Here is a 26661-nt window from a genome sequence, read left to right as displayed (position 1 = left end):
AATGAAACGACAATATATATATTATTTAGGAATTAGTTTCGGACTATTAACGTTGAATTCTTGTAGCAATTCTAATGGTAAAGCCGATGGATATGGTAATTTTGAAGCAACAGAAATCACCGTATCTGCTGAAAATAATGGAAAGATTATGGCATTTCATGTACAGGAAGGCGATGCGCTTAAGAAAGATGCCTTTATTGGTTATATAGACACGATTCCTTTAGCATTAAAGCGGGAGCAATTACTGGTTTCTAAAGATGTTATTAGTAGTAAATCGCAAGGTGTTTTATCCCAAATAGCCGTTTTAAATGCGAAATTAAAAACAGCAAACATCCATAAAATTAGAACAGAAAATTTAATTCGAGATAAAGCTGGAACACAAAAACAATTGGACGATGTTCAAGGAGAAATAGATGTTCTCAAACAGCAAGTACGCAGTGTAGAAATCCAAAACGCACCTGTAGTTAACGAATTGAAAAATTTAGATGTTCAACTCAAACAAATTGATAATCAAATTGATAAATGCAAGATTATAAATCCAATAAACGGAACGGTATTAACGAAATACGCAGAACCTAGTGAAATAACAGCTTTTGGAAAACCACTTTACAAAATTGCCGCTTTAGAAAACATGGAATTGCGTGTTTTTATTAGTGAAACCCAATTAGCAAATTTAAAAATTGGTGAATCCGTAACCGTTAAAATCGATTCAAATGATACCATGAAGGATTATGAAGGAACCGTAATATGGATTGCATCTGAAGCCGAATTTACACCTAAAATTATTCAAACTAAAGAAGAGCGTATTGCGCTTGTTTATGCCGTAAAAATAACCGTTAAAAATGATGGTAGTTTAAAAATAGGCATGCCTGCAGAAATGTGGTTAAATAACTCAAATAATAATCAATAAAAACTATAAACAATGAAACATGTAATTTTCACCTTAAGCCTATTGGCTTTAGTAAGCTGTAAAGACAGCAAAAATCAAGACGTAAAAACGGAAACTGTTGAACATCCTGCGGACACCCATAACAATCATGATACCCACGAAGCCTCTGGGGTTTATGCCAATGCATGGGTAAGTGAAATACAAATTGATAATGGTGATAAGTGGCAAGCCGATGCGACAACCAATGAAGGTGTTCAAAAACTTCAAAACACAATCAATACACAAACAGCTAGCACATTAGATGACTATCATAAACTAGCAGAACAACTGAATGACGAGAAAAATTTTGTTGTAAAAAATTGTACAATGAAAGGCCCTTCACATGACAATTTACACATTTGGCTTCACCCATTAATTGAAAAAATTGATGCGCTTTTAAAAACAGAGGATGTTGATGATTCTGCAAAAATTACGGTTAGCATCAAAGAAAACATCAATGCGTACAACACTTATTTTCAATAATAACTTAAAAGTTTTTCACCATGGAAAAGCACACATATAACGTGAATATTAATTGGACACAAGACCGAAAGGGAATGATGTGTTCACCAGAGTTACACAATAATGAAACCAATGAAACCAACTGTTTGGAAGTTGCAACACCACCAGAGTTCCCTGGAGGAATGCCAAATATTTGGTCGCCAGAACATTTATTTACTGCCGCTGTAAGCAGTTGTTTAATGACTACTTTTTTGGCGATTGCAGAGTTTTCGAAATTAGAATACGTGAGTTTTAGGTGTGATTCCAAAGGTATTTTAGAAAAAGTAGATGGCAAATTTGTAATGAGCGAGGTGTTATTATTTCCTGAAGTTGTTATTACAGACGAATCCAAACGTGATCGTACAGAACGAGTTGTTGAAAAAGCTGAAAAAGCTTGTCTAATTTCAAATTCTATTACATCAAAAGTTACTATGGAAATTAAAATCATCGTTCAAAATTAAAGTGTCATGGGCATTTCAATCAACCATATCAGCAAATCCTATAAAAATGTAAAAGCCTTACAGGATATTTCTTTTGAAGTAAAACCAAATGAGCTTTTTGGTTTAATTGGTCCTGATGGAGCAGGAAAAACAACACTTTTCAGAATTTTAACAACCTTGTTAATTGCCAATGAAGGTAATGCAACTGTTGCAGGTTATGATGTGCTGAAAGACTTTAAAGAAATTAGAAAGCACGTGGGTTATATGCCAGGGAAATTCTCATTATATCAAGATCTAACGGTTGAAGAAAATTTGAAGTTTTTTGCAACTATTTTCGGAACCACTATTGCCGAAAACTATGATTTAATAAAAGATATTTATGTTCAAATTGAGCCTTTTAAAGATCGTCGTGCAGGTAAATTATCTGGAGGTATGAAGCAAAAACTGGCTTTGTGTTGTGCGTTGATTCACAAACCCAAAGTGTTGTTTCTAGACGAACCCACAACAGGAGTCGATCCCGTTTCAAGGAAAGAATTTTGGGACATGCTAAAACGCTTACAACAAAAAAATATAACCATTTTAGTTTCTACGCCTTATATGGACGAAGCCGCATTGTGTGATAGAATAGCATTAATTCAAGATGGTAAAATTTTACAGATTGATACACCGGAAGCCATAGTAAATCAGTACCCTAAAACTATTTATGACGTTAGTGCAAACAATATGTATCAATTAATAATGAGCTTAAAGGCTTACCCACATCAGCATAGTGTATATCCGTTTGGTGAGTTTGTACATTATACGGATAAACGCGACAGATTTAATCCAGACGATTTAAAACAGTATTTACAAGCCCAAAACCTATCAAATATTACCATTGAAAAAACCCAAGCAACTATAGAAGATAGTTTTATGGAGTTAGCAAAATAAAAATAAACTACAAACCTAACAGGTTTCAAAAAACGTGATAGGTCTCAATTCTGAAATTTCTGGAATTGATAATAATGAGACTCCCACTTCCGTGGGAGATAAATATGAATAATAACAAAGTCATACAAGCTGAAGGTTTAACTAAAATGTTTGGCGATTTCACTGCTGTAAATGCCATTACATTCGCCGTTGAAAAAGGTGAGATTTTTGGATTTCTTGGTGCTAATGGTGCGGGAAAAACAACCGCGATGAAAATGCTGATTGGAATTTCAAATCCAACATCAGGTTCAGCCCAGGTAGCCGGTTTTGATGTCTTTACTCAAGCGGAAGACATCAAAAAAAACATTGGCTATATGAGTCAAAAATTTGCATTATATGATGACTTAACAGTTAAAGAAAATATTACATTTTTTGGAGGTATCTATGGTTTGTCGAAATTAAAAATCAAAGAGAAAACAAAAGAAATGATAGACGATTTAGGCCTAGAGGATGTTGCCAAACAATTAGTTGGTTCGTTACCCTTGGGCTGGAAACAAAAAATTTCATTTTCGGTAGCATTATTGCACGAGCCAAAAATTGTTTTTTTAGATGAGCCTACTGGTGGTGTAGATCCCATTACTAGGCGTCAGTTTTGGGAAATGATTTATAGAGCAGCACATCAAGGCACAACTATTTTTGTTACGACGCATTATATGGATGAAGCCGAGTATTGTGATCGCGTTTCTATTATGGTAAATGGAAAGATAGAAGCTTTGGATACGCCAAAAAAATTAAAGGAACAGTTTCAAGTTACTAGTATGAATGATGTGTTTTTAAAACTAGCCAGAGGATGAAACGATTTATAGGTTTTGTTACCAAAGAATTTTATCACATTTTTAGAGATAGACGCTCATTGTTTATTCTTTTTGGAATGCCTATTGTCCAAATTTTACTATTTGGTTTTGCCATTACCAATGAAATTAACAATGTGGATATTGCTATTTTAGATCACTCAAATGATGCCACCACAAAGGAAATCATTAACAAAATATCAGCATCAAAATACTTTAGTATTAAGCAACTTATTGAACGTGAAGATGATATTGAGGCTGTTTTTAAAAAGGGAAAAGTGAAAGCTGTTTTAAACTTTGAAAAAGATTTTAGTAAAAATCTTATAAAAGATAGCCAAGCTACTGTTCAAATAATTACAGATGCAACAGACCCAAACACGGCTAACACCATTAGTAATTATGTAAATTCTATTTTAAAAAAATACCAGCAAGAACAAAACAAAGCTATAACTATTAATTATGTTATTGTTTCAGAACCAAGAATGGTCTATAATCCAGAACTAAAAAGCGTGTATATGTTTGTTCCCGGTGTAATGACTATTATATTAATGCTGGTTTCTGCTATGATGACGTCCATTTCCATCACACGCGAAAAAGAATTGGGAACTATGGAGATTTTATTAGTGTCACCTATAAAACCTTTTCAAGTAATTGTAGGTAAGGTGTTTCCGTATATTTTCTTGTCGGTAATTAATGCTATCGTAATCGTTTTGTTGAGTATTTTCATCTTTAAAATGCCTGTTCAAGGGAGTTTAATTTTATTGGCTTTTGAGAGTATTTTATTTATTGTATCAGCTTTAGCTTTAGGAATTTTAATCTCAACCATTTCAGCAACACAACAAACCGCGATGATGATTTCATTAATGGGTTTAATGCTTCCAGTAATTCTATTATCAGGTTTTATTTTTCCTATTTCAAGTATGCCAATCCCTTTACAATATATCAGTCATGCCATTCCTGCAAAATGGTTTATTATCATATTAAAGGGTATTATGCTAAAAGGTGTTGGGCTAGAGTTTATATGGAAAGAAACACTGATTTTAATAGGGATGACTGTTTTCTTTATGGGAGTAAGTGTGAAGAAATATAAAATTAGATTAGAGTGAAAAACAGAAAATAGAAGAAAGAGAAAAGAAGTAAGACCAAGCCATATCGTCTTTATTCTCTACTCTTTTCTCTTTATTCTTTTAAAAATATGAAAACAATACAATATATCATCCAAAAAGAATTCAAGCAAATCTTTAGAAATAAAGGTATGCTACCAATCATTTTTGTGCTACCACTACTCCAATTAATTATTTTATCTAATGCAGCTACTTTTGAAGTCAAGAATATCAAATTCGCATATATAGATAATGACCACAGTACTTCTTCACGAGCGTTAATAGAAAAATTTGAGGCTTCTACATATTTTAATGTTTTAACAGCCTTTCCAACTCAAAAATTGGCAAGTTCAGCTATGCTAAAAGGAGAAGTAGATGTTGTTTTAGAGATTCCCTCTCATTTTGAACGTGATTTGCTAAAGGAAAAAAAAGGTGCTTTAGGAGTTACTATTAATGCTATTGATGGTGCTGCTGCTGGTGTTGAAAACGTATATGTTTCTCAAATAATTCAGAATTATAATAGGCATATTAAAACGGATTTGATGCAATTTTCAGAATCTCAAATTCAACCTGTTGACATTGCTACCATCCCACTTTTTTGGTACAATGAAACGTTAAACTACAAAACGTTTATGGTACCAGGTATATTAGTACTATTAGTTACCATGATCACGTTATTTCTTTCAGGAATGAATATTGTGAGAGAAAAAGAAATTGGAACTTTAGAGCAAATCAATGTTACGCCTATAAAGAAAAGTCAATTTATTATTGGTAAGCTTTTTCCGTTTTGGGTTATTGGAATGGGCTTGTTAACTATTGGATTAATTCTTGCAAGGCTCATTTTTAATGTGCCTATGGTAGGAAGTTTATTACTTATGTACCTCTATACTTCTATTTTTATTTTGGTGATACTCGGTATGGGATTATTTATTTCCAATTTTACCGATACCCAGCAACAAGCCATGTTTATCGCTTGGTTTTTTGTAGTGATTTTTATTCTAATGAGCGGACTGTTTACACCTATTGAGAGTATGCCAGAATGGGCTCAAATACTTACCGAATTTAATCCTATCAAATACTTTGTTGAAGTCATGCGCATGGTGATGCTTAAAGGATCTGGTTTTATCGATATCCTGCCACAACTAGTAAAAACACTTATTTACGCATTACTAATGAATGGATTAGCGGTTTGGAGTTATAAGAAAACGACTTAATTCCCTTTAACACGTGTCCAAAGTTCAGACATTAATTTCTTGGCATCGCGACTACCTTTGGGCTGTTCAATAAAACTAATGTTTCCAGTTTCATCATCTTTATCGATCAAGAATTGAAAAACAAAACTTTCGGAGCCAGGTTCTAAACTCAATAATCCAAAACGTAAATCATTGTAGTATAATTTTCCGTCTTCTTGTGTTATGGTGTACCATCCTTTCGAAATGTGAATCATGCGTTGCATTTTGTCATTGGAAAGTAAATCTGATATCAATTCATGATTTTTAGGATATGAGACAAATGAAATAGGCTGTGTATCGAAATAGGAATAGTTTCCAAGTAAGTAAGCATGCTCTGTTTCTACATTAGCACTCCATAAAATGGTATTCAAAGGCGAAGGTCTTGTGTCAATCTGTAGATAGCTTAAATTTTGTTCTTCCAAAGCATTTTCAAACTTCGTGAAAGCTGACCACTTTAATATAAATGTAAGTGCCAGATAAGCGGTACTTATTAATAATCCCGTACGATTGTAAAATTGACGTTTTTCTGAAGTTCGTTTTTGAAACATGGTCAAAATCAAAAATGCCAAAAATGGTAAAGTGTATAATGGGTCAACCACAAATATGGTTTTAAAAGCCAAGCGCAAATCTAAAGGCCAGAACAACTGTGTTCCCCACGTGGTGTGTGCATCTAAAATAGGATGTGTTACAAACGCCCAAAAGAAAAGCCAAGACCAACCTTTTATACTTTTATATTTTTCATATCGTGATACCAACCAACCAAGAATTGGCGCAAAAATGATAGAGAATAAAATGGAATGTGTAAAACCTCTGTGAATTTCTAAAGCGGTAACGGTATCTGTAAAATAGGAAGAAAAAATATCTAAATCAGGAATTGTACCTGCAATAGCACCATAAAGCATGGCTCTATTACCAACTTTTCTGCCTAAAACGGCCTCACCAACAGCAGCGCCTAAAACTATTTGCGTTAAAGAATCCATGGGCTTATAAGAAAGTTAGAATTAGGTAAAATATAGTTAGAATGATATATCCCATTGAATCCGGAAACGCCATTCTTTCTGCTCAACTCTTTCTGGACTTTCGTAGTCAAAATGGGTAAACTCCATAGTTAATTTATTTCTATGCTCTTTAAAGAACCAGTTAAAAGCCATGCCCATTTCTTGCTCCTGGCTGTAACCAATGTCTCTATTGGGCGTGTAATGCGAGTATATTCCGGCAACCTCTAAAGGTTTAGGAACAAAGTCTAAAATATTTGAGAAAAAGTAACCTGCTTGAAGATAATAACCAGTTAATGTTCGGTCTGTATTCGTTTCGTAATCCGTAATTTTTTTGATGTGATTTTCATTCTGCCACGAAAACCCACGATATTTCAAAGCAGTTTCAACTAATGCTTGATTTACGCGATATTGACCAGGTTCATTACTATCATATCCTACTAAATTGCCACCACCTGCTGAAGAAAATCGTGTGTACTGGCTTCTGTTGGTTGCTGCGGCAATAGCTAATAAAGCAGTAGGTTTTTCATGAAACTTAATATCCGATCCGGTCATTTCTAATTCGCGACCAAATAAATTATATTGTAGTCTACCAACATATAATAAATGGTTATCGTCATTTATTGTGGAGCCTCTTCCGGTTCCTGTCAATACCGAAACATGATATGTGAAATCCGCTGCAGTTTCAGGAAAAATGCGACCTGAAAATTCTATTCCTTGTTGTCTATCTAATGTAAAAGGCCTGTTAATGATAGAGCGATCCACCATTTGTTGTTTACCAGATGATATGATTCTTTCCCGACTATAATAGGTTTTCCATTGACCAACTTTAATTTTAAAAAAGTCCCAACGCTCAATCATAATACGGAAATCTAATAAATTACCTTGAGCCATATCATATTCAAAATAATATTTCAACCAAGGTTTATAGGCATTTCCACCAATTTTTAAACGGGCTCTATTAATTTTGAATGCTGTTTTGCTATCCTCAAAAAAGTCATCAAAATTAACCGGACTTTGATCGTTTGGAGTTGCAAAACGAAATTGTAAACGTGCTGCTAGATGAAGTGAGTAATTTTTATCAGGTGTGCTAAATTGAAAACCTTTATTTGTGTATTCAACATTAATTTTTTCTGAAGAAAGCGAATCAGTTTGTGCTATAAGTGTATTAATAGCAACAAACTGAAATAAAATTATTGATAAAAATGTAATCGATTTAATGGACATAGCTATTAAAACCTAAAATCTTTTAAAGAGTTTAAGCGATTTATGTGATCAAAATTTAAATACGGGTTACTTTAACAGCGTTCATACCTTTCATACCTTTTTCTAATTCAAAAGATACGGCATCGTTTTCCGCTATTTCATCAATTAAGCCACTTACGTGACAGAAGTATTTTTCTTGATTTTCAGAATCAATAATAAAACCAAAACCTTTGGAGTTATCGTAAAAAGAAACTTTTCCTTTTCTTACTGGATCAAATTCCTCAATATCGCTATCATCACGTTTTGGAATACTCACTTCAATACTTTCTGCATCCACTTTAACACGCATATTTGGATCTGGTGGTGTATCAGTTAAATTTCCATTAAAGTCAACATAAGCAAATTGGATACCATCACCTCCGCCATCTTCTTTTTCAAGTTTTCTAGCTTCCATTTTTTTACGTTTGTCTTCACGTTTCTTTAAACGCTTCTTTTCCTTTTCACTTTTGTTAAATGTCTGTTGCGATTTTGCCATTGTTATTTTATAGTAATTTTTTTAGGGTTAAATTGAAGAAATAAAATAATAATTACATGGTTTAAAAAGAACTATGGTCGTATTATAAGCCTAAATTCAGATTTTAGGTTACTCCTGCAATGCGTACAAATATAAGATATTAATTTCCTATTTGAAAGTTACACATGGAATTCTGCAAATTCTATGCCTAAAGTGTTCTCAATTTCACGAATAAGTTTGCGTTCATCATCTAAAATTAATGCTATAGATCGTCCCTTTTTTCCAGCTCTAGCAGTTCTTCCACTTCGGTGTGTATAGTATTCCATTTGCTCTGGTAACTGATGGTGGATAACAAACGCCAAGTCGTTAACATCTATTCCTCGTGCCGAAACATCGGTAGATACTAATATTTGAACAGATTCATTTTTGAAAGCACGCATAACTTTATCCCGTTCTTTTTGTTGCATATCGCCTTCCAAAGCACCAACTGAAAATCCTTCATTCAATAAAACATCTGTTAAGTTTTGGGTTCCAGCTTTCGTTTTGCAAAAAATAATTCCACGTTGTTTTTTAAAGCCTTCTAATAAATTAATTAAAACAGAAACTTTACCTTTTATAGATGTTCTAATAAATTGATGTGTAATATTGGCATTTACCAAACTATTTCTATTTACCTCTATTTTAATCGCTTTTGGCGACATATAGGTTTTTATCATTTTCTGAATTTCTTCAGGCATTGTAGCCGAAAACAACCACGTAGAACGCTTTCCAGATGTAAATGTTAATATGCGATTTAAATCCTGTTTAAAACCCATACTTAACATTTCATCAGCTTCATCTAACACCAATGTTTTAATGTTTTTAATATCAATATCACCACGATCAATTAAATCTAATAAACGTCCTGGTGTTGCTACAATAATATGAGTAGTTCGTTTTAAAGCTTTAATTTGCTTGTCAATTTTTTCGCCACCATATACACCTTCTGTAAAAATCTTATAATCGCAATATTTGGTAAATTTGAAAAGTTGCTTTTGTATTTGTTGCACCAACTCGCGTGTTGGAGCTAAAATAAGCGCTTGAATTTCCGATTTATTAGGATCTATTTGATGTAAAATAGGTAGTCCATAAGCAGCCGTTTTCCCAGTTCCTGTTTGCGCTAAACCAATTAAATCAGTTTGTTTTTGCAATAAAACAGGAATTGCTTGGGCCTGAATTTCAGTTGGCTTTTCAATGTGGAGTTCTTTTAAGGCTTTTATATATTCTTTACGAATGCCTAAATCGGAAAATGAAGTCATAATAATTTTATTAAGCTGCAAAGGTAGATTTATTTCAGCACTATTGTATAATTAAAAAAGGGAAACTGTTAAGCCACACATTAAGCTTATATTTGTGGCATAATTCCAGTACAAATTATCATGCATCCTAATAATAAGCACAATATACCTTATGATTTTGAAAGGTTAATTCAGGCGAATTCTGAATTAAAACCATTTGTTTTTACGAATAATTTTGAAACCAAAACTATCAATTTTTCCTTGGCAGAAGCTGTTTATCAATTGAACAAAGCCATTCTTATTTCGGATTATGGATTAACGGATTATCAATTACCTAAAGGTTATTTGTGTCCACCTATTCCTGGCCGTGCGGATTACTTACATCACCTAAACGATTTAATTATACCTGAAACTAAACCCATTAAAGGCTTGGATATTGGCGTTGGAGCGAATGCTATATATCCAATTTTAGGAGTAAAATTGTATCAATGGAACATGGTTGGTGCAGATATTAATAAGCAATCTGTTGAAATTGCTCAAAACAACATCAATTTAAACTCGAGTTTGGACGGTTTGGTTGAAATTCGATTTCAGGAAAATCCTGCACATATTTTTTCTAATATTATAAAACCGGAAGAAAATTATCATTTTACCATGTGTAATCCACCGTTCCATGCTTCCGAACAAGAAGCTTTAAAAGGAACACAACGTAAACTGAAAAACCTGAACTTGGATAAAAAAGCAGCTCTCAATTTTGGAGGTCAATCTCATGAATTATGGTGTAATGGTGGTGAAGCTTTATTTATAAAACGCCTGATTAAGGAAAGTAAAACGTTTAGTAACCAAGTCGGTTGGTTTACAACACTAGTTTCTAAAGCTGCCAATATACCCAAGCTAATCAAGCAATTGGACAAATTAGGTGCAACACACCAAATTATTGATATGGCTCAAGGTCAGAAAGTATCACGGATTTTGGCTTGGCAATTCACCAATTAATCCAATTGGTAGTATCCACATTTTAAGTAAGCACCTTCTGGAAAACCTATTGGATGATCTGAATCATGTTGTGTTTTTAAAACCAATTTATAATGCCTTTTGGCCTGGGACAACGTTGCTTTATTCACATCAAAAAAAGCATCTGCAATAATTCGAGACGAACAGGATGCTAAAACCAACATACCACCTTTTGCTGTGAGCTTCTCACCTAATTGCGCTAATTGCGCATATTTCTTTTTGGCTAACTGTATTTCGGACTGTTGCTTGGCAAAACTAGGTGGATCAATAACCACCACATCAAAGGTTTTATTAGATTGGATGAGTTGTTCCATTTCATCAAAAGCATCACCTGCAATAATGTGATGTTTCCCTGAATAACTATTTAATCTGCCGTTTTCTAAAGCTATTTCAAGCGCTTGTTTACTAATATCTAAACTCGTGACTTCTTTTGCGTGATTGGCCAAAGCATGAACTGAAAATCCGCCAGCATACGAAAACACATCTAACACGGTTTTTCCTTGACTCAATTCGCCCACGCGACGTCTATTATCTCTGTGATCTAAAAAGTAACCTGTTTTATGACCTTTTATGACATTGGCGGAAAAATGAACACCATGTTCTATAAATTTTACGACTTCATTTTCTAAAATGCCATAAATTACGGAACCATCAACCAAACCGAAATCTGCTTGTTGCAAATTTCGACTTAAACGCATAACAACTGTTTCTACATTAGAAACATTTATAAGCATTTCCGTTATATCCTGGATATACCCTAGCCAAATTTCAGAATATACTTTAATTACCAAAACATTGGCATATACATCAGCAATCAATCCTGGAAAGCCATCATTTTCACCAAATAACAAACGATAACTTGTAGTATTCGTTTTTAAGAGTGAAGCTCGTTTTTTAAAAGCAGCATCTATTTTACTTTGGAAGAATGCTGAATTAATCGTTTGTGGTTCACCATGATGTAACATTTTAATTCTAATTGGCGAAGACGCATCATACAAACCAACGCCAATAAACGCATTATCGCGTTTTCTAAAAATTACGGCAACATCACCAGATTTCCCTTCTTTATTAATTTTTTCAATACTATTTTCAAAAACCCAAGGATGACCTTGAAGCACAGAGCGTTCACCATTTGCGTTTAACTTGACCGCCAATCGTGTGGTTGATTTTTCAAATTCAGGAATAGTAATAGAAGACATGTTGATTTCGATTTGTGCAAAAATAGAAAATGCATAGCAGCTAACAGCTTACTATGCATTTAAAATTAATCGTTGAAGGGTTTTATAAAATTACTTGGGATTTCCAAAAATATCCAATTCCACAACCGGTTTTCCTAGTTTTTTAACTTCAGACCATTGTGTGGCTTTATCACCAACTATGACATAAATCATTTCAGGTTCCTGTAAATATTTATTGATGATGTTTTTATAATCATCCAAAGTCATGGCAATTAATTCTGCTTGATTCTTTTCAATATAATCATTGGAATACCCATATTTACTAATGTTACGAAGGATAGCCAATTTAGCACCTAAACTTTCATATGCACGTGTGTTAGCTTTTAAAAGCTTGTTTTTGGTTAATTCAACTTCAGCTTCTGTAAAATTATCAGCATAATTAGCAACCATATCTTTTATGATTTCCAATGATTTTAAAGTCGCATTTGCACGAACGCTAGAACGAACGGTAAAAGGAGCCACTTCCAAACTATTTCCAGTTCCAGAATAGGCGCCATAGGTGTAGCCTTTTTCTATACGTAATGTTTGGAATAAACGACCGCTAGAGCCACCACCTAAAATTTCATTTGCAAAGTCTAAACTTTGAGCATCTTCATTGGTTGCAGATAATGCTAGTTTTCCTATATTAAAAACCGATTGTTTAGAATCTGGAACATCAATAAAATAAATGGTGTTTTTATTATTTTCCGAAGGTAATTGAAACGTTGGAATCTGTGGCGCTTGACCTTTCCAAGTATTTAAGGTTTCTAAAACGCCTAATGTTTCAGATTTTGACATAGCACCTGCAATATGAAAATTCGCGTTTTCAGGAACTAAATTGCTGTAATATGCTTTCAAATCGTCTAAACTAATGTTTTTAAACGTTTCTAACGTTCCGCTTCCAGGAATAGCAGATGGATGGTTTTTTCCATATAACAATTGGTTATAAGCCAAACTAGCTATGGCATTTGGATTGGATTCTCTGTCTTTCAAACCAGTTTCCAAGCCTTGCATAAGTCGCTTGTATTCTGCCCCATCCCAACGTGGCTCTAAAATAATTTCCTTGACAAGCGCTATGGTTTCTTCAAAGTTTTTAGCCAAGCAGGAACCTGTAATATGAAAATCCTCATTTGTGCTATACATGTTAATATTGGCCCCTAATAAACCAATAGCTTCCTCTAATTCTGCTGGCGTTTTATTGGCTGTACCTTCAAGCATTAAATTACTAAACATACTGGCAACACCTGCTTTATTTTCAGGATCTAATAGTTGTCCACCAGGAATAGTAATGTCAAACTGTACTAATGGTGTTTCGTTGTTTTCTATACCAAAAACGCTCATACCATTTTCTAAATTTCCAGTCCAAATGGCTGGCATTTTAAATTTCGGTAATTCGCCAAAAGCAGGTTCGCTCCTATCATATTTGCTAACTGTTTTTTGGTATTCAGCTTCTTCACCTTGACCAACTTCTTCGCTAGCTACGTCTTGTTTCACTTCTTCAATCCAAACAGTTGCTTCTTTAGCATCTAATACCACTAAATCAAGTTGCCCTTTTGGTACAACACTGGTCATTACGTGATTTTTGTCTTTGATATATTGCTTGTAAACGCGCATAACATCATCTGGAGAAACAGCATTTGTTAGTTTAGCTGTTTTGGTAATATAACTAGGATCGCCTGCAAATTCATTATCCTGACCTAATTGGAACGCTTTATTTAAAACCGTACTTACGCCTTGGTATAAATTGGTTTCCAATTCCGCTTTTATGCGTTTTAAATCGCGTTCATTTACACCGTTTTTCTCAAAACGTATTAAACCAGAATCGATTGCTTTTTTAACAGCATCTAAATTAGTTTGCTCATTTGCTCTGACGCGAAACACAAATTCCCCAGCCAATTCACTATTAGATTGGTAAGTGCCAATATTAGGTGCTAATTTTTGCTCTTCAACAACAACTTGATATAAAGGAGCATTTTTACTCCCACTTAATAATAGTCCTAAAATTTGGAGTGCATACGAATCTTTGTGATATTCCTCAACGGATGGAAATACCATGCGTAATTCAGGAAGTTTAGCGAAATTATCTTCGAAATATAAAGATTTTGTTTCAGCTAAAGTTACAGGTTGTGGTTGTAGTGATTCTACTTCGGGACCACTTGGAATTTCGCCAAACCATTTTTCGACTAACGTTTTGGTTTCTTCAAAATCAATATCACCTGCAATTACTAAAGTGGCATTGCTGGCTCCATAATATTGGTGGTAAAATTCTTTGACATCATCTATGGTTGCAGCTTGTAAATCTGGTAAAGATCCTATAACAGTCCAATTATACGGATGGCCTTCTGGATAGAGATTGGAGCGGATAATTTCATCTGTATAACCATAAGCAGCATTATCAACACGTTGGCGTTTTTCATTTTTAACCACTTGTTTTTCACGCTCTAAAGCCGATTTGGTAACGGTATTAATCATATAACCAAAGCGATCCGAATCTATCCATAGGATTTTTTCGAAAGCGTCTTTTGGGACCACTTCATAATAAACCGTATAATCGTTGGAAGTTCCGCCATTACGACTTCCACCCCATTCTGGAATCATTTTTCTGTTAGCACCAACTGGTACATTTTCAGAATCATTAAAACTCATATGTTCAAAGAAATGAGCAAAACCTGTTTTACCTGGTTTTTCACGGTTAGAACCTACATGCATTATCGTTGCTACGGCAACAATTGGATCACTATTATCTTGATGAAGTATCACCTCTAGACCATTGTCTAATGTGAATTTTTCGTAATCAATAGCGAAATCTTTTTCAATTTCTTGAACGGGTTCTTTGGGTTTTTCTTCGCATGACATACAAAGTACTAGTAAAGCTATTAAGCTGTAAATTTTTGGTTGCATAGTGTTTAGTTTAGAGTTTAAAGATACTTAAACTCTATAAATGCAAATTGTAAGAAAGCGTTAAAATTATCTATGGCTTTGTAGTGACCTAAATAGAATATAGTTAACTATGATTCTAATTTATGAGGATTTTTTTGGTAATTGATTGATTTAAGTAAGATACCTTAACAAGATATAAACCAGAACTTAACGATGAAACATTTATACTATTTCCTTGAGGCGTCGTGGTTTGATGTTTCACCAATTGACCGTTTACTGAATAGATATCAATATTGGCATTTGAATTTAAATTTTTGAAATGTAAATAATCCGTTGCTGGATTTGGATACATTACAAACTCTAAATTTTGAGCAACCACTTCCCTACTTAATGAGTTGCAATCGGATTCAGTAGCAACAAAATGTGAAGCACTATCAATTTCCCAACTTGTTAGGTAGCTAGCTTGAACATCATCTACAAAAATGCAAGATAAATTAGCATTGCCTTCTGCATTGAAGCTGGAAATTCTATAATTTCTAGTGTTTCGGATATCTAACGTATTTAAGTTGTTATTACCCAAACGTACAAATCGTAAATTATTGTTTGTAGATATATCAATATCTTCTAATAAGTTGTTGCTAGCATGTAATAATAATAATTGCGGTGCGTTAAAAAGCTCCAATTCTGTAATGTTATTGTTTTCACATATCAAGCGTTTCAAACCGCTATTAGCACTTAAATCTAATTCTGTAAATTGATTATTGCTAATATCGACATATGAAATATCAGAACATTGACTGAAAGAAATAGTATTTAAGTTATTTCCTGAACATGATAAGGTGCGCAAATCATGATTGTTTGAAATGTTTAAAACATTTAAATAATTATTTCCACAATTTAGAGATTCTAAATCCTGATTATTAGTAACATTTAATGTGTTTAAATTATTTGAATAACATGAAAGAACTTCAAGTTCTAAATTATTTGAAACATTAAGCGCCGATAAATTATTTAAACTACAGGCTAATAACTCCAAATTAGGAAGGTGTGAAACCGTTAAGGTTTGCAGCAAATTATTACTCACATAAATTTCATTAAGAAGTATGTTTTGTGAAATATTAAGTGTTTCTATACTGTTATTATCAATATCTAAAACTTCTAAAAATACATTATTAGATAAATCTAAAGTTGACAGATTATTAGAATAGGCATACAAATATTTCAAGTGAATAAAAGCCTCTATACCTGTTAAATCCGTAATATTTTTATCATTAACATTTAAATTATTTACCAACTCAGCATCAGCATTTAAAATATTCCCATTAAGGCCATTGGAATCAATCCCTTGGTTAATGAGTGCTTGTTCAAAATTAGGATCTGGAATAGCAGTGGTAGTTTGCGCATTGGAGAAACTGCAATACAGGCACATCATGCAAAAACACATGATAATCTTAATTTGAGATGTAGGTTTAATTGATGACAAAATTTTAATAATTAATAGCGTTTGGTGCGTTAAATGTATTATTTAATTGTAGCTGAGTCTATTATATTCGTTATGTTAAACATAAAAATCGGTAATCGGCTAATTCGTTGTTGTTTAACCGGGAAATTGACCGATAATTAATTGTTAAATCCATAAGCAGATCGTTTAAGTAATTGTACTTTTGCACCTAATTTTACAAACTGCTTATATGTTACAATTATTTCGCATTATTGCTTTTTTGGAGGGTGTTTCTTATATCTTATTACTATTTATTGCTACGCCAATAAAGTATTTGTCAGACGATCCACAATATGTTAAAATGTTAGGTATGCCTCATGGTATATTATTTATTGCCTACATCATTTTAGCTATTATAATTAGTAAAAAAATGCAATGGTGTAATAGTACTCTTGCTAAAGTATTACTAGCCTCAATTATTCCATTTGGCACATTTTACGTTGAATATAAATACCTTAAGAAAGCTTAATATTAATGCAAGATTTACAATGTTTAATTTATGATTATAGTTTAGCAGCAGGTTTATCTGAATCCTATTCCAAGGCTTTAAATATGTTAGCCTTGTTAGTGGGTTTACTTATTATAATTGTAATTGCTGATTTTATTGCTCGTAAACTTTTAATAAATGTATTTAATAGTCTAGCCGCAAAATCTAAAACCAATTTTGACGATTTATTAGTCAACCACAAAGCACCGAGAAACATTGCACATATTGTACCTTTAATTATTACCTTAAAACTCTTCCCTTTTGTTTTTTATGATTATCCCGAATTTGAAAGTCATATTATAGTATTAATAAAAGTATATGGAATAATTTTAACCGTTTGGATTATTAGAAGTGTTTTAAAAACGTTTGAATCTTATTTTAAAACCTTACCACGATTACGTGACAAGCCTATTGATAGTTATATTCAAGTAGGCATGTTGTTTATTTGGATTATTGGTTTTGCATCCATATTAGCCGTTGTAATTAATTTATCTTTTCTTAAGTTTTTCACCACTTTAGGTGCTGCATCAGCCATTCTTTTGTTGATTTTCAAGGATACAATTATGGGTTTTGTTGCCAGTATTCAAGTAGCTATTAATGACTCTGTTCGGATTGGCGATTGGATTACCATGGAAAAATATGGTGCTGATGGCGATGTTATAGAGATTAATCTATCCACAGTTCAAGTTCAAAATTTCGATTTAACCATTACCCATATTCCAACATTTGCACTTATTACGGATTCGTTTAAAAATTGGCGTGGCATGCAATCTTCAGGAGGAAGACGAATAAAACGATCTGTTCTTTTAAAGGCGAAAAGCATTCAATATTTAACAGATGATAAAATTGAAAAACTAAAGGATATTCAGTTAATTACAGCTTATTTGAACCAAAGGCAAAATGATATTGTTAATTTCAATACATCTAACGCCATTGATAAATCGACTTTAATAAATGGAAGGAATTTAACAAACCTAGGCGTATTTCGTAAATACATGCAAAGTTATATTGAAAACCATTCAGGCATCAATAAAGATATGATGATTATGGTGCGTCAATTAGCACCAACGCCTCAAGGGTTGCCATTGGAGATTTATGCCTTTAGTGCTGACAAACGTTGGGCTAATTATGAATATATCATGTCAGATATTTTTGATCATGCCTTGGCTGCTGTGCCCTATTTTGATTTGGAGGTTTTTGAATTGTCCACAGTAATCGACCCTTCCAATGATTAGAAATTATGTTAAATAAATCAAAAAATAGAGATTGAAACATCTATAATCTTCATCTAGTCGTAATTATAATAGAACTAAAAACTTAACTATAATTATGATTAAAAAAATTTCAATTCTTGTATTTACAAGTGTCGTAGTCATGTCCTGTGTTTCTAAAAAGAAATATGTTGCTTTACAACAGGAAAATGGCGAAATAACAAGTGAACTTCAAAAAACACGTGTTGCTAAAGAAGATTTAGAAAATAAATTCGCAGAAATTCAAGGGCGAATAGACACGTACAATTCTAAATTAAATAAATTAACAGAAGAAAATGATGCCAAGTTTGTATCCGTTGGTGATGATATGATTATCTCTAATGATACACGTAAGCAAATGAACGAAACTTTGAAACATGTGGATCCTGTGGCTTTGCAAAATGCCGAAACTTTAAAAGATTCCATGAATTTAGCAGTTGGTTACAATTTGCGTAAATCAATGGATACAAGTAGTTTAAATGAGGATGATGATATTGCCATTAATATTGATGAGACGGTGGTTATGATTTCTATTTCAGATAAATTACTATTTAACACAGCTAGTTATAAAGTGAGTAGTAAGGCTAACAATATTTTACAGAAATTAGCCGATGTTATCAATTCAGAACCAAGTATTGAAGTTATGGTTGAAGGTCATACAGACGCTAGAAGTATTAATACAGGTGCGGTTAAAGACAACTGGGACTTGAGTGTGTTGCGTGCAACATCAGTAGTAAGAAAATTACAAAAAGATTATAATGTTGCTCCTGAAAAACTAATTGCCTCTGGTAGAAGTTTCTACTTACCAGTTGCTGATAATGATTCAGCCGATAATCGCTCAAAAAACAGACGTACACGTATTATTATTTTACCAAACATCAATAAGTTTTTTGCTTTAATGGCTTCAAACAACGAATAATTAGCTAATATTTTTTATTAGTCCATATTAAAGGCTGCCTACTTTGGCAGTCTTTTTTATTTTGTTTCTTTGTATTTATATGCATTCAGAATTAGACCACATTGAACAACAATACCAAGGCTATAAGCAGACACAAGCTTTGTGGCTACAATCAGCCATCATGGGAATTTCACAATTAGCCATACCCAACAACACATCAGATTCTTATATTAAAACATTACCCAACAATCTGCGTTTAGGAAAGCGTGTGGAACAATTTGTTTTTAACGAACTGGAACAAAATGAAGCAGTTTCTATATTAGTTGAAAACATTCAAATACAAGAACAAAAGCAAACCATTGGAGAATTGGATGCCATTATTACTTTAAATGAAAAACCTATTCATTTAGAAATTGTCTATAAATTTTATGTGTTTGATGATTCTGTAGGAATTTCGGAAACAGATCATTTTATTGGTCCTAACAGAAAAGATAGCTTAATTGAAAAACTTACTAAGTTAAAAAACAAGCAACTTCCACTACTCTATAAACCGCAAACCCAAGCATTACTAGCAAGTTTAAAATTAGATGTGAATGAGATTCAACAAAAGGTTTGTTTTAAAGCACAATTATTTTTGCCTTATAAAAAAGAGATTGTTCTAAAAGAATTAAATCCGGATTGTATTGCGGGCATTTATTTAAGAAAAGAGCAATTACGCGAATTTGAAACCTGTAATTTCTATTTCCCGATTAAACCGGATTGGCTAATACAACCACACCATTCAGTGAATTGGTTGGACTATACAGCTTCCCAAGATGCTTTAAACCGCATACATATTGAAAAAAATTCAGCCTGTTGTTGGATACAGCAGGCTGATAATTCTATTATAAAAAGCTTTATTGTTTGGTGGTAATCGCGCTATTCTTCAGGTGGTTTTCCATGAACGTCAAGATACACTTCATCAAAATTACTACGCAAATAGGCACGTAATTTTTTACGATAATCATCCTTTAACCATTCCACAAAATTAAAGGTACTTTTACTAATACATTTTGTGTAGCGGTGAATGCGGTAATCAATATCATCACCTAATTGTTTCGCTAAATCTAATGCATCCCATAAATCCTCACTGTTTTCTACGCAAATTTTTGCATGATGTTCAATGGAACGTTCAAGAACTACTTTAGATGATTCACCAGCTCTTACAGCTGCTATATATGTTTTTTTAATATCGAAATAAACGTCTTCTGATTTAGAAAATGATTCGCGCAAATCATCAGGCATCTCATATCTGAAGTTTTCTTCAATTTCATCATCCGCTAAAATACCATCTAAATAAAAATTTGGCGATCTAAAAATACGATGCCAATCTAAATCTGCTCCCCAAGGACCAAAACGATGTAAGTTATTTCCTAAATCTAGAACCGTAAACTTGCTCTTATTTTTTAATATACGCGAGCCTCTACCAATCATCTGGTAATATAAGGTCAGCGATTTGGTGGCGCGATTTAATATAATAGCATCCACTGTTGGCTCATCAAAACCTGTAGTTAAAATACTAACAGACGTTAAAATAGCATCTGGTGTTTCCTTAAACCATTTTAATATTTTTTTACGTTCTTTCTTGGTATTCGTATTATCCAAGTGTGCTACTGGATAACCCGCTATTCTAAAGGTGTCATATACATGCAACGATGTATTAATACCATTATTAAATATCAACGTTTTCCTTCCTTTTGCACGCTCTTCATAAGCTTGAAGTAACTTGGAAAGCATATCATTATTGGTGTATAAATCTTCGGAAGATTTTACCGTATAATCTCCATTGGCACCAACTACTAATGACGTTAATCCTACGTTATAGCTATAGACTTCCGCTTTTGCTAAAAACTCATTTTCAATAAGCGATTCAATACTTTCACCTACAATTAATTCATTGTAATTGTCCTTCATTGGTAATTTAATGTTGGAACTTAATGGTGTAGCGGTTACGCCTAAAATAAAAGATTTTTCAAAAAACTTAAATAGTTTTGTAAACGAGTTGTAGTGGGCTTCATCAATAATAACCAAGCCAATATCTGAAATATCCAGTTTGTCTTCGTTTAAACGGTTATTTAATGTTTCAACCATGGCAACAAAACAACTGTATTGCGCTTGGTCGTCCAAGTTTGCCTTACTGTTAACCACTTTATTCTCCACACCAAATTCGGTAAGCATACCAGAAGTTTGTCGGCATAACTCAATACGGTGAGTCATTACCAAAACCTTCTTTTTGTGGTGCTTTAAATATTGTCTTACTATTTCGGAGAAAATAACGGTTTTACCACCACCTGTTGGTAGCTGATATAGTAAATGGTAATCTTCAGGTGCTTCTTCAAAACTCTTAAAAATCTTGTTGATAGCCCCTTTTTGATAACTATATAGGTTTTTACCTTCTTTTCTGTCTGCTAATTCTGATAATGAAATACTCGTGCTCATAAATTTTTCCAATGCGCAAAAATACGTTCTTTTCAAGGTTATTCAAGAATTTTTTAGAAATAATTACAGAATCTTTTTCAACAACCATGGTTTAAAACTTATTTTTGCAACCTTATAGCTTTTTCCTATTTTATATGCTTATGTCAAATTCGTTAACCCAACATTTTAAACTTTTTAAACCCTATGGTTTTATTAGTCAGTTTGTTATTAATGGGAAACAAAAACGTAACAAACGTTTATTAGGCGAATTGTACAATTTTCCTGAAGGCACTATGGCTATTGGACGATTAGATGAAACCTCTGAAGGTTTATTATTGCTCACCACAGAAGGTCAAACAAGCAGCTTTATTACCAGTAATAAAATAGAAAAGGAATATTATGTGCAAGTGGATGGTTTAATAACTCCCGAAGCTATAGAAACCTTACAAAAAGGCGTTGCTATTACCGTAAATAGCAAATCCTATATAACCAAACCAGGAAAGGCTTTTATTTTAAAAACAGCTCCAGATTTTCCAGAACGCGGAAAAAAAATTAGGGATGCACGTCATGGTCCAACCACGTGGATTTCTATAACGATTACCGAAGGTAAATTTAGACAAGTCCGAAAAATGACGTCTGCCGTTGGTTTTCCAACCTTACGATTGGTTCGCGTTCGCATTGGAACAATAATGTTAGGAGATTTAAAAATGGGAAGCGTTGAATGGTTAGAAACTATTCAATAAAATTATTCTTTAACGATAATAAGGGTTGCTTTTACTCCTTTTGCTAACCACCAGCCAGAAGAAGCAATAATCTCATCATTTTCATCCATGATAACCACTTGAGCGGTGTTTGCGCCAACTGCCCCTCCTGTTAAAGCTAAAAAATCAATGACGTTAAAGCCTGTTTTTAGCTGCAAAACAAAACCTCTATAATCTGAAGTTAAAAGTGCATAAGGCATCATAATGTCTTTATCAACAAAAACCCGAATATCATCACCATCAATAGAGCCATGATCACGATAAAGCACGCGAACTTTTGAAGACTTTGTTTTATAGTCACCTAAATATTGATCTGTTTTAGAACCTATTTCATCTGTTTCAAAAATATTATCGAAATTTTTTTCTTGCTTTTTAAAGCGCTCTTCATAAAGTTCTCCTGGATTCCCAAACTTTTCACCAAACATGGAAAATTGTTTTTTGTCTGTATTCAATGGCTTGTTATTTGGAACAGATAATCCATTTACCTTTCCAGGATTAGGATTTGAAAAGCCGTTATTTTCAATAGGAGAAATACTAATACCACTAGTACCTGAATCAGTTTTTATGGCAGGTATGGAAGTGGAAGTATTTGGATTGCTATCAATTTGCGCATGTATAGGCATACAAATCAACAGTATAATTCCAACAAGCATGATGTAACGGACTATATTCATTTTATAGATTCATGAAAATTTATTAGAGCTTATAATTCAAAAACTATACCTAAATGTTTTAAACACGATAAATATATAGCAAATATGAGAAATATATAAATCATAAGGTACAATTTAGGATAACATTAGTAATGGTAGTTGTTTTCAGATGTTTACTCAAGCTGTATATCCTGTGCTTAAATGTTAAAATATGTTAAATAACTACTTTGTAATGCATAGTACTGTAACAAAATAATTTATGTGTCGTCTATTAAGTATACCAATCCAATAAATATAAACATTATGAGAACTTTAGACAGCAATCAATTATCAAAAAGAACAAACACTACAAATGGCTTTACTTGGAATAGCAAAAGACGCTTTAGATAGTCATTACGTAAACAATTCATCAATCAATCAATAAAATCAAAATATCATGAGAACTTTAGACACCAATCAATTATCAAAAAGAACGAACAGTACAAAAGGTTTTACTTGGAATAGTAAAAGACGTTTTAGATAGTACTATTAAAAAATTAACCAACAATCAATCCTGCCTATCGCAGGCAAGCAAAAAACACCATGTCATGCAAGCATTAATCAAGGTTTCCAGAGATTCAAATGAGTTAATAACGTATTCTCAAAAAAGAATAACAATACGGAAAAGGTGCATTCAGCATGACACGTTATGGACAGGAATTAAACGTTATATACATTAGTTTGAATTAGTTAAAGACGGAAGAGACCAGCATTAGTTGCTGGTTTTTTTTTGTAATTATTTTAATGGTATTGTTTTTGTATTTGTAAAAATCTAATTCTTAAAACGTTATGATTATGAGACATCACAGAAATTCCGAAAAAGTAAATGCAGGTTCCATGGCAGATATTGCTTTCTTATTGCTCATTTTCTTTTTAGTAACAACCACAATATCAACAGATGCTGGCATCAATAGAAATTTACCTGCATTCTGCCCTACTAATGATTGTGCAACGCCCACTGCTGAAAACAATGTATTGCGCATTGTTTTAAATAATTCGAATGAAATATTAATGAATAATGAATTAGTCGATTTTAATGAGGTTAGTGAACTAGTTTCAAATTTCGTAAATAATAATGGTGATAAATCCTGTAATTACTGTTCAGGTGAGCAACTTTTAACGGCTTCAGATAATCCTAAAAAAGCTATTATTTCCTTGCAACATGACAGGCAAACATCTTATGAATTGTTTGTTCTGGTTCAAAATGAAATTAGCAAAGCTTATACTGATTTACGTGAAGACTATTCTGAAAAAACATATCAGAAATCAATCCAAGATTTATCTGCATCACAAATGCTGGAAGTCAAACATGCTTTTCCTATGAATATTTCTGAACCTCAATAAGGACAAACTATTTTTCGAGACCTTCCAAATCCATAATAAATGCATAATACAAAGCTGTACGCTTATAACGTTCAAAACGTCCAGAAGCACCACCATGACCTGTTTCCATGTTACAATCCATAACTAATAGGTTATTATCCGTTTTAAGAGCTCGTAATTTAGCTATCCATTTGGCAGGTTCCCAATATTGAACTTGGCTATCCCAATATCCTGTTGTAATTAACATGTTGGGATAGTTTTTAGCTTCCACATTATCATAAGGCGAATAGGATTTCATATAATTATAATAGGTGGCATCTTTTGGATTTCCCCATTCATCAAATTCAAAAGTCGTAAGCGGAATGGTTTCGTCTAACATAGTAGAAACGATATCTACAAATGGAACTGCTGCAACAACACCGTTCCATAATTCCGGTTTCATATTAATAATGGCACCCATTAATAAACCACCTGCACTACCACCTAAAGCATATAAATGTTTCGGACTTGTGTAGCCTTGAGCAACCAAATGTTCGCCAACATTTATAAAATCTGAAAAGGTGTTTTTCTTGTTAAGAAGTTTACCGTTTTCGTACCATTCACGACCCATTTCTTGACCACCTCGCACATGCGCAATGGCATAAACAAATCCACGATCTAATAAACTTAATCTATCAGAACTAAAAGTTGGCTCTGTGCTACTTCCATAAGAACCATACGCATATAATAATAATGGCGTTTCGGCTCCTAAAGAAATTCCTTTCTTATAGACCAAAGAAACTGGAATTTTAGTACCATCAGTTGCGGTAGCTTCTAGACGTTCAGACACATAATCATTAGGTGAAAAGCCTCCAAGAACATCTTGCTGCTTTAAAAGCTCCTGTTCTTTTGTGTCCATATTATATTCAAACGTACTATTTGGTGTAGTAAGTGATGTATAATTATAGCGTAATTTATCCGTATCAAAATCTATATTAGACGTTGGATATGCTAGGTAAGCTGGATCTTTAAACGCAATATAATAATCTGTTGATTCATCCCATTTTTTAATCCGAATAGTTGCTAATCCATTTAACCGTTCGCTTAAAACTAAAAAGTTGTTAAATAAATCAAAGTCTTGAAGCAATACATCGCTTCTATGAGCAATAACATCTTGCCAATTATCTTTCGAGCTAGCTTTAATAGGTGTTTTAACTAATTTAAAATTCGTAGCATCTAAATTTGTTCGGATGTAAAAATCATCTTTGTAGTGATCTGGATGGTAAATTAAATCCCGTTCTCGTGGTTGAATAATCTGCCATGTGCCATTTGGCGTGTTGGCATTTAAAAAACGATATTCAGTAGAAAGTGTTTGGTTGCTTCCAATCAATAAATAATCGTTCGATTTAGTTTTAGACACATAACAACTAAATGTTTCATCTATTTCTTCAAAAACCAATTCATCTTGAGTTTGATCTGTACCTAAAACATGCTTAAAAATTTTATTCTGACGCAGTGTTTCTGAATCTTTAGTCGTATAAAAAACTGTTTTGTTATCGTTTGCCCAGACGGCGCTACCACCAGTGTTGCTTAATGTATCTGAAAGTAATTTATCAGTTTCTAAATTTTTAATATAAATAGTATATTGCCTTCTTGAAACGGTATCAATGGAAAAAGTCATAAGTTGATTATTTGGACTCACATTTTGACCACCTATTCCATAATATGAAAAACCTTCAGCCATTTTGGGACCATTAAAAATAATTTGTTCTTCTGCGTTATCTTCTAATTTCTTTCTACAATATAAAGCATATTCAGAACCTTCCTCATAACGTGTATAATAGGAAAACCCGTTATCATTGACAGGAACAGATTGATCATCTTTTTTAATACGTCCAATTATTTCATTATATAATTCATCCTGAAATGTTTCAGTATGAGACATGGCTTCATTTAAATATTCATTTTCTGCATTTAAATAATCTAAAACATCTTGTATTTGCGCATCTGGGTTTTCAGATTTTTTTTGATCATCACTCAAACGCATCCAGAAGTAATCATCAATTCGCGTATCATCATGTATGGTTAATTCCTTGGGTGCTTTTTTTGCAATTGGTGCATCATCATTAATGTTTTTAACGTCGTTTTGCTTTTCTTTCGTTCCACATGCTGAAACTAAAATTAAAAGCAACAAGAAATACATGTTTTTCATAAGTTGTATAATTGATAATTAGATTGATGTTATA

General features: G+C 33.0%; 24 protein-coding genes. 14 read left to right on the top strand and 10 right to left on the bottom strand.

What is annotated here, in order from left to right:
* Position 1: 1 nt before the first annotated feature.
* The 7 genes from ES675_RS07885 to ES675_RS07855 all read left to right on the top strand — a co-directional run bounded on the left by ES675_RS07885 (position 2) and on the right by ES675_RS07855 (position 5946).
* Positions 2-910, top strand: coding sequence for an HlyD family secretion protein (locus ES675_RS07885; RefSeq protein WP_066247826.1), 909 nt, complete (start codon positions 2-4; stop codon positions 908-910).
* Positions 911-922: 12 nt separating this feature from the next.
* On the top strand, positions 923-1411 hold the full coding sequence (locus tag ES675_RS07880; protein WP_066247824.1) for a hypothetical protein: 489 nt from the start codon (positions 923-925) through the stop codon (positions 1409-1411).
* 20 nt (positions 1412-1431) lie between these two features.
* Positions 1432-1890: an OsmC family protein gene (locus ES675_RS07875; protein ID WP_066247822.1), complete on the top strand. Its 459-nt coding sequence runs from the start codon at positions 1432-1434 to the stop codon at positions 1888-1890.
* 6 nt (positions 1891-1896) lie between these two features.
* Positions 1897-2799, top strand: coding sequence for an ABC transporter ATP-binding protein (locus tag ES675_RS07870; protein ID WP_066247818.1), 903 nt, complete (start codon positions 1897-1899; stop codon positions 2797-2799).
* 104 nt (positions 2800-2903) lie between these two features.
* A complete protein-coding gene (locus ES675_RS07865) occupies positions 2904-3632 on the top strand; it encodes an ABC transporter ATP-binding protein (RefSeq protein ID WP_066247814.1) in 729 nt (242 codons plus the stop codon).
* Positions 3629-4735, top strand: a complete 1107-nt coding sequence (locus ES675_RS07860) for an ABC transporter permease (protein ID WP_066247810.1) — start codon at positions 3629-3631, stop codon at positions 4733-4735. Before ES675_RS07865 ends, ES675_RS07860 begins: the two co-directional genes overlap by 4 nt.
* 89 nt (positions 4736-4824) lie before the next feature.
* Positions 4825-5946, top strand: a complete 1122-nt coding sequence (locus ES675_RS07855) for an ABC transporter permease (protein ID WP_066247807.1) — start codon at positions 4825-4827, stop codon at positions 5944-5946.
* Here the strand turns inward: ES675_RS07855 and ES675_RS07850 are convergent.
* The 4 genes from ES675_RS07850 to ES675_RS07835 form a co-directional block, all read right to left on the bottom strand.
* Complete coding sequence (locus ES675_RS07850) at positions 5943-6944, bottom strand: metal-dependent hydrolase (RefSeq protein ID WP_066247806.1); 1002 nt, start codon at positions 6942-6944, stop codon at positions 5943-5945. The two genes, ES675_RS07855 and ES675_RS07850, sit on opposite strands and share 4 nt — an antisense overlap.
* Before the next feature lie 36 nt (positions 6945-6980).
* The gene (locus ES675_RS07845; RefSeq protein WP_066247804.1) at positions 6981-8186 is read right to left on the bottom strand and encodes a porin; all 1206 of its coding nucleotides are present in this window, start codon (positions 8184-8186) and stop codon (positions 6981-6983) included.
* 55 nt (positions 8187-8241) lie between these two features.
* On the bottom strand, positions 8242-8700 hold the full coding sequence (locus ES675_RS07840) for a cold-shock protein (protein WP_066247802.1): 459 nt from the start codon (positions 8698-8700) through the stop codon (positions 8242-8244).
* Between the two features lie 158 nt (positions 8701-8858).
* Positions 8859-9977 carry a DEAD/DEAH box helicase gene (locus ES675_RS07835; RefSeq protein ID WP_066247799.1) on the bottom strand — a complete coding sequence of 373 codons (1119 nt, stop codon included), beginning with the start codon at positions 9975-9977 and terminating at the stop codon, positions 8859-8861.
* Between the two features lie 120 nt (positions 9978-10097).
* Between ES675_RS07835 and rlmF the strand changes: the two genes are divergently transcribed.
* Positions 10098-10952: a 23S rRNA (adenine(1618)-N(6))-methyltransferase RlmF gene (gene rlmF, locus ES675_RS07830; RefSeq protein ID WP_066247798.1), complete on the top strand. Its 855-nt coding sequence runs from the start codon at positions 10098-10100 to the stop codon at positions 10950-10952.
* On the opposite strand, the gene ES675_RS07825 is transcribed toward rlmF, so the two are convergent.
* From ES675_RS07825 to ES675_RS07815, 3 genes are all read right to left on the bottom strand, one after another.
* Positions 10949-12169: a class I SAM-dependent rRNA methyltransferase gene (locus ES675_RS07825; protein ID WP_066247796.1), complete on the bottom strand. Its 1221-nt coding sequence runs from the start codon at positions 12167-12169 to the stop codon at positions 10949-10951. The two genes, rlmF and ES675_RS07825, sit on opposite strands and share 4 nt — an antisense overlap.
* A gap of 90 nt (positions 12170-12259) precedes the next feature.
* On the bottom strand, positions 12260-15088 hold the full coding sequence (locus ES675_RS07820) for a M16 family metallopeptidase (protein WP_066247794.1): 2829 nt from the start codon (positions 15086-15088) through the stop codon (positions 12260-12262).
* A 115-nt stretch (positions 15089-15203) separates the two neighbouring features.
* Positions 15204-16550: a T9SS type A sorting domain-containing protein gene (locus ES675_RS07815; RefSeq protein WP_148367358.1), complete on the bottom strand. Its 1347-nt coding sequence runs from the start codon at positions 16548-16550 to the stop codon at positions 15204-15206.
* Positions 16551-16758: 208 nt separating this feature from the next.
* On the opposite strand from ES675_RS07815, the gene ES675_RS07810 reads away from it, so the two are divergent.
* The 4 genes from ES675_RS07810 (at position 16759) to ES675_RS07795 (ending at position 20116) form a co-directional block, all read left to right on the top strand.
* Positions 16759-17037, top strand: a complete 279-nt coding sequence (locus ES675_RS07810) for a DUF3817 domain-containing protein (protein ID WP_066247790.1) — start codon at positions 16759-16761, stop codon at positions 17035-17037.
* A 5-nt stretch (positions 17038-17042) separates the two neighbouring features.
* Positions 17043-18290, top strand: a complete 1248-nt coding sequence (locus tag ES675_RS07805; protein ID WP_066247787.1) for a mechanosensitive ion channel family protein — start codon at positions 17043-17045, stop codon at positions 18288-18290.
* Positions 18291-18387: 97 nt separating this feature from the next.
* Entirely contained in the window at positions 18388-19224 is an 837-nt protein-coding gene (locus tag ES675_RS07800) for an OmpA/MotB family protein (protein ID WP_066248105.1), read from the top strand.
* 79 nt (positions 19225-19303) lie between these two features.
* A complete protein-coding gene (locus ES675_RS07795) occupies positions 19304-20116 on the top strand; it encodes a DUF1853 family protein (protein WP_066247784.1) in 813 nt (270 codons plus the stop codon).
* 5 nt (positions 20117-20121) lie between these two features.
* Here the strand turns inward: ES675_RS07795 and ES675_RS07790 are convergent, their stop codons facing one another.
* Positions 20122-21681 (bottom strand): DEAD/DEAH box helicase, encoded by a 1560-nt coding sequence (locus ES675_RS07790; protein WP_066247782.1) that lies wholly within the window; start codon positions 21679-21681, stop codon positions 20122-20124.
* 140 nt (positions 21682-21821) lie between these two features.
* Between ES675_RS07790 and ES675_RS07785 the strand changes: the two genes are divergently transcribed.
* A complete protein-coding gene (locus tag ES675_RS07785; RefSeq protein ID WP_066247780.1) occupies positions 21822-22403 on the top strand; it encodes a pseudouridine synthase in 582 nt (193 codons plus the stop codon).
* A 2-nt stretch (positions 22404-22405) separates the two neighbouring features.
* On the opposite strand, the gene ES675_RS07780 is transcribed toward ES675_RS07785, so the two are convergent.
* Positions 22406-23095, bottom strand: coding sequence for a hypothetical protein (locus tag ES675_RS07780; RefSeq protein ID WP_066247778.1), 690 nt, complete (start codon positions 23093-23095; stop codon positions 22406-22408).
* A gap of 813 nt (positions 23096-23908) precedes the next feature.
* Here ES675_RS07780 and ES675_RS07775 point away from each other — a divergent pair.
* The gene (locus ES675_RS07775) at positions 23909-24457 is read left to right on the top strand and encodes an ExbD/TolR family protein (protein WP_066248104.1); all 549 of its coding nucleotides are present in this window, start codon (positions 23909-23911) and stop codon (positions 24455-24457) included.
* Positions 24458-24464: 7 nt separating this feature from the next.
* Here the strand turns inward: ES675_RS07775 and ES675_RS07770 are convergent, their stop codons facing one another.
* Positions 24465-26627: a S9 family peptidase gene (locus ES675_RS07770; RefSeq protein WP_066247776.1), complete on the bottom strand. Its 2163-nt coding sequence runs from the start codon at positions 26625-26627 to the stop codon at positions 24465-24467.
* Positions 26628-26661 lie beyond the last annotated feature (34 nt).

It is taken from the genome of Algorimicrobium algoritergicola (assembly GCF_008086165.1).
GTDB lineage: Bacteria > Bacteroidota > Bacteroidia > Flavobacteriales > Flavobacteriaceae > Algorimicrobium > Algorimicrobium algoritergicola.
The sequence above is the reverse complement of the archived record's forward strand: the minus strand, read 5'-3'. Positions and strand labels throughout refer to the sequence as shown.

Bases quoted from the DNA above. Each gene is read 5' to 3' on its own strand.
- ES675_RS07885 (WP_066247826.1), top strand. From the start codon at position 2: ATGAAACGACAATATATATATTATTTAGGAATTAGTTTCGGACTATTA.
- ES675_RS07880 (WP_066247824.1), top strand. From the start codon at position 923: ATGAAACATGTAATTTTCACCTTAAGCCTATTGGCTTTAGTAAGCTGT.
- ES675_RS07875 (WP_066247822.1), top strand. From the start codon at position 1,432: ATGGAAAAGCACACATATAACGTGAATATTAATTGGACACAAGACCGA.
- ES675_RS07870 (WP_066247818.1), top strand. From the start codon at position 1,897: ATGGGCATTTCAATCAACCATATCAGCAAATCCTATAAAAATGTAAAA.
- ES675_RS07865 (WP_066247814.1), top strand. From the start codon at position 2,904: ATGAATAATAACAAAGTCATACAAGCTGAAGGTTTAACTAAAATGTTT.
- ES675_RS07860 (WP_066247810.1), top strand. From the start codon at position 3,629: ATGAAACGATTTATAGGTTTTGTTACCAAAGAATTTTATCACATTTTT.
- ES675_RS07855 (WP_066247807.1), top strand. From the start codon at position 4,825: ATGAAAACAATACAATATATCATCCAAAAAGAATTCAAGCAAATCTTT.
- ES675_RS07850 (WP_066247806.1), bottom strand. From the start codon at position 6,944: ATGGATTCTTTAACGCAAATAGTTTTAGGCGCTGCTGTTGGTGAGGCC.
- ES675_RS07845 (WP_066247804.1), bottom strand. From the start codon at position 8,186: ATGTCCATTAAATCGATTACATTTTTATCAATAATTTTATTTCAGTTT.
- ES675_RS07840 (WP_066247802.1), bottom strand. From the start codon at position 8,700: ATGGCAAAATCGCAACAGACATTTAACAAAAGTGAAAAGGAAAAGAAG.
- ES675_RS07835 (WP_066247799.1), bottom strand. From the start codon at position 9,977: ATGACTTCATTTTCCGATTTAGGCATTCGTAAAGAATATATAAAAGCC.
- rlmF (WP_066247798.1), top strand. From the start codon at position 10,098: ATGCATCCTAATAATAAGCACAATATACCTTATGATTTTGAAAGGTTA.
- ES675_RS07825 (WP_066247796.1), bottom strand. From the start codon at position 12,169: ATGTCTTCTATTACTATTCCTGAATTTGAAAAATCAACCACACGATTG.
- ES675_RS07820 (WP_066247794.1), bottom strand. From the start codon at position 15,088: ATGCAACCAAAAATTTACAGCTTAATAGCTTTACTAGTACTTTGTATG.
- ES675_RS07810 (WP_066247790.1), top strand. From the start codon at position 16,759: ATGTTACAATTATTTCGCATTATTGCTTTTTTGGAGGGTGTTTCTTAT.
- ES675_RS07805 (WP_066247787.1), top strand. From the start codon at position 17,043: ATGCAAGATTTACAATGTTTAATTTATGATTATAGTTTAGCAGCAGGT.
- ES675_RS07795 (WP_066247784.1), top strand. From the start codon at position 19,304: ATGCATTCAGAATTAGACCACATTGAACAACAATACCAAGGCTATAAG.
- ES675_RS07790 (WP_066247782.1), bottom strand. From the start codon at position 21,681: ATGAGCACGAGTATTTCATTATCAGAATTAGCAGACAGAAAAGAAGGT.
- ES675_RS07785 (WP_066247780.1), top strand. From the start codon at position 21,822: ATGTCAAATTCGTTAACCCAACATTTTAAACTTTTTAAACCCTATGGT.
- ES675_RS07780 (WP_066247778.1), bottom strand. From the start codon at position 23,095: ATGAATATAGTCCGTTACATCATGCTTGTTGGAATTATACTGTTGATT.
- ES675_RS07775 (WP_066248104.1), top strand. From the start codon at position 23,909: ATGAGACATCACAGAAATTCCGAAAAAGTAAATGCAGGTTCCATGGCA.
- ES675_RS07770 (WP_066247776.1), bottom strand. From the start codon at position 26,627: ATGAAAAACATGTATTTCTTGTTGCTTTTAATTTTAGTTTCAGCATGT.